General features: G+C 38.3%; 3 protein-coding genes. All 3 read right to left on the reverse strand.

What is annotated here, in order from left to right; translation table 11 throughout:
• Positions 1-1,276: PAS domain-containing protein (locus FTO70_RS17755; protein ID WP_255337108.1), on the reverse strand; the 1,276-nt coding region annotated here is incomplete at its 3' end.
• Positions 1,277-2,157: 881 nt separating this feature from the next.
• Positions 2,158-4,203 (reverse strand): methyl-accepting chemotaxis protein, encoded by a 2,046-nt coding sequence (locus FTO70_RS17760; RefSeq protein WP_255337109.1) that lies wholly within the window; start codon positions 4,201-4,203, stop codon positions 2,158-2,160.
• 585 nt (positions 4,204-4,788) lie between these two features.
• Positions 4,789-5,268, reverse strand: coding sequence for a chemotaxis protein CheW (locus tag FTO70_RS17765; protein WP_255337110.1), 480 nt, complete (start codon positions 5,266-5,268; stop codon positions 4,789-4,791).
• Positions 5,269-5,405: the final 137 nt, after the last annotated feature.

Genomic DNA, 5,405 nt, shown 5'->3' on the forward strand with positions numbered 1-5,405 from the left:
CCATATTGTCAAGACTCTGGGCTTCCTCACTGGTCTTACCTGCCTGGGAAGCATAGTCGGCAGACTTATGGGAAGACTCACTGAGTTTTTTGAAAATTTCAGCAGAAGCTTTTACATCGGAAGCTGCTGTGCCTGCATGCCGGGAAAGGTTCTCGGAACCGGTTGCGATCTGCTCTGCAGCTGTTGAAATTTGCTGCATGCCAGTATTCATCTGGGAGACGGCTTCTTCGGACTGACGGGCTTCTTCCAGAGTTGTAAGCATGTCTGCTATAGTGTTTTCAATAATTGATTTCAGCTTAATTACAAGCCCATTTAACTCATCGAAAGTATTACCGAAGTCATCATCCTTGGTTTTTTCCAGATGAACATCAAGGTCCCCCTCCCCAATTCTCCTGATGCCCTCTCCAAGCTCTTTCAGGCAACTGTTAGTATAATCCAAAAGGCCCTGAATTTCCTCTTCTTTCTCTTTCATCTCGGTCATATCAGTTATGATCGTGAGGCAACCGATAATGACGCCGTCTTCATTTTTTATTGGGACGGAAGAAGTTACTGTAAATAGCGGTTTGTCTAAAGCCTTAAGTTTAAGAGGCCGTTCAAGGTTATAAACAGCTTCTCCGGTTTCCAACACAGTTTCAGCAAGCGATTTTTTAGCAGTACTCTCCATTAATTCAAAAGGCGATATGCCGACTGCGTCATCCGCACTTCTGAGCTTGCAGACTTTTACAAAATAATCATTAATGAACCTGATCTTCCCGGAGGGATCTACGAAAAATGCAAGTGATGGCTTGGGTATGCTGCTGACAATCACCCTTTGAGATTCTTCACGTTGTTTTACATGCAAAGTTGCGTCTAAAAACACCCCATCTATATAAGCCAATTTCCCACTATCATCGTTCACTAAATGAGCTTGTTCCTGAATGAATACAGTATTACCGTCTACTTTTTTGATTCTGTATTCAACTTGATAGGAAGTGTTGTTTTCCAATGCTTTCTGCGTAACTTTCTCGATTACTGGAACATCCTCTGGAAAAACAATATCAGACCATGATAATTTTTGGGCAATAAAATCCATTTTAGAATAACCGGTTAGCTTCTCCACATTTTTACTTATGTAATGTATAGCCCATGATGACTCAAGAGAGCATCTGAAAACAGTTATCGGAAGATTATCTATAAGCCAGCTTATTTCTTTTGCTTTTGAATCCATATCCTCAATCACATTTTGGGATGATTTTTTTTGTTCAATCTTATCTGAACTAGAGTCCGTTGAAGTCATCTTTGAGTAATCTCCTGGCAATTATATAATTATACAAGTAATAATTAGAAGAAATATTTTAATATAATTATAATAAGTATTTAAAGGTATAGGGAAGAACATAAAAAAATTTAAATTATGTGGCATTTCAACTACTATTTGACTAAGTCATCAATGTAGGAGGGCAAAAACAAACATACAAATTCAGTTGAAAGCTGTTATACAAGCGTTATAATATATAGGAAAAACATATAACAAAAGCCAATAACTTAAGTTTATTTTGCTGCAAGTAATGCCGAGCTTATTCTTAAAAGAGCCAGATATTAACTTCAGAAATGGAAGAAGTTTCAAGTACAGAACTGTAGTGATAATTTTTATTTTTGGTTTTGCCACCCTTACATCAAAACCTTAACATTAAAGTTATCTCGGCTCTGCCAAAGTTTACTTCCAACCATGCTGTAAGCCACTAAATCTCAAACTCCCCTAAACTTTAGAAGATCCTCACTGATTTGTTCAAGTCATAGAATATCTAAACTAAATTTGACAGATTTGACTAACCAATACAGTATGGCATCACAAAAAAACACATTCTATCGGTACAATGTAATTTCAGGCGAATACCCTGCAGCTCGCTGCGGGAGGGGACACTTCCCCGAGAACCATTAATTATAAAGAAATATCAATCCCATATTTTGTTTGTTTACTTCTGCTCAAATTAAATCATATAAGGGTTATTGTCTTCTTTTACGGATATAGACATTAGAGAATGTATTCATCTGTTAAATAAGGGTTAAAAATAGAGAGAGATATAAAGATATAAAGGAAGAGATCGCCTGAAAGTGGGGCTAAGAGAAATTACCTGTATCCCATTAGCCCCGGATTCGAACAGCCACTTACCAGGCTCAGTATTTATTCAAACTTCCCTTTCTACCGAAACTCTGAAACTTTCCAGAAGAGCGTCGAATTGTTTCCTTCCTATCGAAGCTTTGAAGTTTTCCGGAGGAGAATTGACTGGTTTCCATTTCTGCAGAAACGTTGAAGTTTTCCAGAAGAGTGTTGACTGTTTTATGAGCAAGCCCGCTAACATTCTGTACCGAGACACTCACTTGCTGCATTGCAGCTGTCTGTTCCTCGATAGCAGCAGAAGTTTCTTCACTGCTTGCGGCATTTTCTTCAGCAGTGGAGGCAGCCTCACTAATGCTTTTATCAATATTCTCAATTTTATCCAGGCCGTCTTCTGCAAGTTTATCCAATTCAGCCAGCATATCGTTTATAGTATTAACCTCACTGGCAATCTCACGGCTCTTATTCAAAGCTTGTTTAATGTTCTTGCTGCCGGTTTTGGCCTGTTCCTGGGCCTTATTAATCGCTTCGGTCACTTTATTAGTCTCTTTCTGGACGCTTGTAACTATCCCGTTTATCTCATCAGTGCTTCTCCTTGAATCGGCAGCAAGTTTCCGGACCTCATCGGCAACAACTGCAAATCCACGACCGTATTCTCCGGCTCTTGCAGCTTCAATGGCCGCATTTAATGCAAGAAGATTGGTCTGGTCAGCAATCGATTTGATTTTGCCAGTAACGGCACCGATATTATTGACAGCGTCCTCCAGCGAATAAACAATGCTTCCAAGTTTCGAGGTTACTTCAACAAACTGTTCCACTTCTTCCAGAGCCATGCTGCCGAGACTCTGGGCTTCCTCACTGGTTTTACCCGCCTGGGAAGCATAGCTGGCAGATTTATCGGAAGATTCACTGAGTTTTTTGAAAATTTCAGCAGAAGCTTTTACATCGGAAGCTGCTGTGCCTGCATGCCGGGAAAGGTTTTCGGAACCGGTGGCGATCTGCTCTGCAGCTGTTGAAATTTGCTGCATGCCAGTATTCATCTGAGAGACGGCTTCTTCGGACTGACGGGCTTCTTCCAGAGTTGTAAACATGTCTGCTATAGTATTTTCAATGATTGACTTCAGCTTAATTACAAGCCCATTTAACTCATCGAAAGTATTGCCAAAATCATCATCCTTGGTTTTTTCCAGATGAACATCAAGGTCACCCTCCCCAATTCTCCTGATGCCCTCTCCAAGCTCTTTCAGGCAACTGTTAGTATAATCCAAAAGGCCCTGAATTTCATCCTCTTTCTCCTTCATCTCGGTCATATCAGTTATGACTGTGAGGCAACCAATAATGACGCCAACCTCATTTTTTATTGGGACAGAAGAAGTTACTGTAAATAACGCTTTGTCCAAAGCCTTAAGTTTAAGAGGCCGTTCAAGGTTATAAACAGCTTCTCCGGTTTCCAACACTTTTTCAGCAAGAGATTTCTTAGCAGTACTCTCCATTAACTCAAAAGGAGACATGCCGACTGCGTCATCCGCACTTCTAAGCTTACAAACTTTTACAAAATAATCATTAATGAACTTAATCTTCCCGGAAGGATCTACAAAAAATGCAAGTGATGGCTTGGGTATGCTACTGACAATCTCCCGTTGAGATTCTTCACGTTGCTTTACTTGATGCGTTACGTCTAAAAAAACCCCGTCAATATAAGCCAATTTCCCTTTATCATCGTTCACTAAATGAGATTGTTCCTGAATGAATACTGTATTACCATCCGCTTTTTTGATTCTATATTCAACTTGATAGGGAGTATTGTTTTTCTTTGCTTTCTTTGTAACTTTCTCGATTACTGGAACATCCTCTGGAAAAACAAGACCAAACCATGATAATTTATGGTCAATAAAATCCTTTCTCGGATAACCGGTTAGTTTCTCTACATTCTTATTTATGTAATAGATACCCCACGACGATGCACTCGAGACTCTGAAAACAGTTACCGGAAGGTTATCTATTAGCCCGCTCATTTCTTTTGAATTTGAATCTACATTATCAGTAGAATAGTTAGAAGATTTTTTTTGCTCAAGACTTCCCAAATCATAATCAAGTGAATACATACATAATCAACTTCCTATATATTATATAAATTACTAATATTAATATTATAATAAGTATTTAAATATATAGGCAATAGCAAAAAAATCATTTATGAAGTTTTTATTTGCACAAATATGCCGCTTCAAACAATTTAAAGTTAATATATAAAAAAGAAATATATTATTATAGTCATGTATGTGGGAATTTTTACTTAGTATGATACAGTTAAAGATGACGTTGTTAAAGCAACAATTAATCCATGCGATTAAAAATAACAGATGAGGCTCCAGGAGGCTAAACAAGCTACTCACTACCAGATAAAAAATGAAAAAAGGAATCAGGTGTAAAAAAGACACCGACACAAAAATATGGAAATTACTCAAAGTAAACTACCAAGGGGCTAAAGACCCGGGAATTTTAAGCTCCATAAATAAATGAAGATAAGAGACCTATTATATTACAAAGATCTCACATATCAACTTTTAAGGAGGGAACACAGGATCTTTTGTTTACCTGTAATCAGGCATCATCGGTTACGATAAGCTCTGTATCCACTCACCTTCCATCTAAAATAATCATAAAATTACAAAGATGGACTTTATCGGTCATCCTTCTAACTCCTTCAGCTCTTCTTCACTGAATAATTCTTTAAGATCCATTAATGTGAGAAGTCCGTCCTCAAGTTTTCCGATTCCTTTCAGAAACTTTGATTCATCTCTTAGAGCCAAAAACCGGGGTATTTCTTCTATATTCTGGGGAGACAGGTACTTGACTTCACTAACGCTGTCAACCATCATGCCTACGATAGCATTATCGTATTCAACCACAATAATCCTGGTATTTTCATCGTTTTTTTCCGGTTCTTTGCCAAGTCTTTTTCTGAGATTGATAACGGTTGCTATTTGGCCTCTGAGGTTTAAGACTCCTTCTACAAAGCTGGGTACATTTGGAATTCTGGTGATTTGAGTTGGCAGGATGATCTCCTTTACCTGGGAAATTTCAACTCCATATCTTTCTTCACCGAGATTGAAGACAATTACCTGAATCGTATTATCCACATTTACAATCTGGCTATGATAACTCATGCATATCACTTAAACTCATGCATCACCTAAAAGAGGAGCTAATAGAAATTTCCTGTATTCTATTAGCCCCGGATTCGAATAGTTCCAGCCCCAGAAATTCAGAATTTCCTGGAGATTCCCTTTCTATCGAAGCTTTG

Source organism: Methanosarcina sp. KYL-1 (genome assembly GCF_024372725.1).
Taxonomy (GTDB): domain Archaea; phylum Halobacteriota; class Methanosarcinia; order Methanosarcinales; family Methanosarcinaceae; genus Methanosarcina.